Annotated in this window: 2 protein-coding genes; both read left to right on the top strand. The window is 49.6% G+C overall.

What is annotated here, in order from left to right; genetic code table 11:
- Positions 1-375 (top strand): hypothetical protein (locus ACTIE6_RS12710; RefSeq protein ID WP_439556996.1); only part of this gene is annotated, 375 nt, incomplete at its 5' end.
- Between the two features lie 76 nt (positions 376-451).
- The coding region (locus ACTIE6_RS12705) for a carboxypeptidase-like regulatory domain-containing protein (protein ID WP_439556995.1) at positions 452-1,001 on the top strand (550 nt) is incomplete at its 3' end.

Below are 1,001 nucleotides of genomic sequence, written 5' to 3'. Positions count from 1 at the left end.
CATCAATGCATGATGCGCGGCAAGTCGGTGCAGTTTGTTACGCCTTCAAAATCAGAAGATACTGTTAAAAAGTCAGGTTCTTGCTGTGCCAAAAGCAAGCTCCTCACAGCTTCGAAGGGAACATTCATCAAGAAAACAGACTGCTGCAAGGAGAACCACAAGTTTGAAAAGCTAGATGTGGTTGCTTCCGGAAATCAGCAGGCTGCCAAAATCCTGAAAGTATGGGCCGGAGATGTGGTTTGGTTTGCTACATCCTTCCAGTTTATCCGGGAGGAATGGAGACTTCCTGCTCCCCCCGATTCGCCCGACATATCCTTTTCCTCCCGCCTTCACGGGAGAAGTATGCTCGCTTTTATCCAGTCATTTTTGATTTGATCCAATTGATTAATAGCTTATTAACAGATCTCACCCGGGGTTTGCAGTACTATTTTTCAATTGAATCCATTTTGAAATGAAAACTTACCTGGCAGGTTTGCTCTGCCTGCTTTCCATTTACGTATCAGCCCAGCGCGTTACCGGCTCCGTGAGCGAGCAGGTTTCAGGCTCCGACAGCCTTGCTCCCATTACCGGTGCCAATGTATACTGGTCGGGCACCACGCAGGCTGCTGTTACCGATCAATCGGGCCATTTTACCATTCCAAGATCCGCACAATCGAATCTGCTTGTGATCAGCTTTGTAGGGTTCAGAAATGACACGATTAAAATCGGTGCGGAGAGCGAGCTGCAAGTTGTGCTGAAAAGCGACCAGACGCTCGATGAAGTTACCGTGCGCGGCGGCAGCGGTACAATCGACCGGCTTTCTCCACATCAAACAGAAATCATCACTACCCGCACGCTTGCCAAAGCTGCGTGCTGCAACCTTTCCGAAAGCTTTGAAACAAATGCATCCGTGTCCGTTTCCTACGCCGACGCGGTTACGGGTTCAAAGCAGATCCAGATGCTGGGGCTGAGCGGCACTTACATTCAGTCCAATGTGGAAAATATTCCGTCACTGCGCGGAC

The sequence above is a fragment of the Dyadobacter sp. genome (genome assembly GCF_051859145.1).
Lineage (GTDB): Bacteria > Bacteroidota > Bacteroidia > Cytophagales > Spirosomataceae > Dyadobacter.
This window is presented reverse-complemented; position numbering and strand designations above follow the sequence as displayed.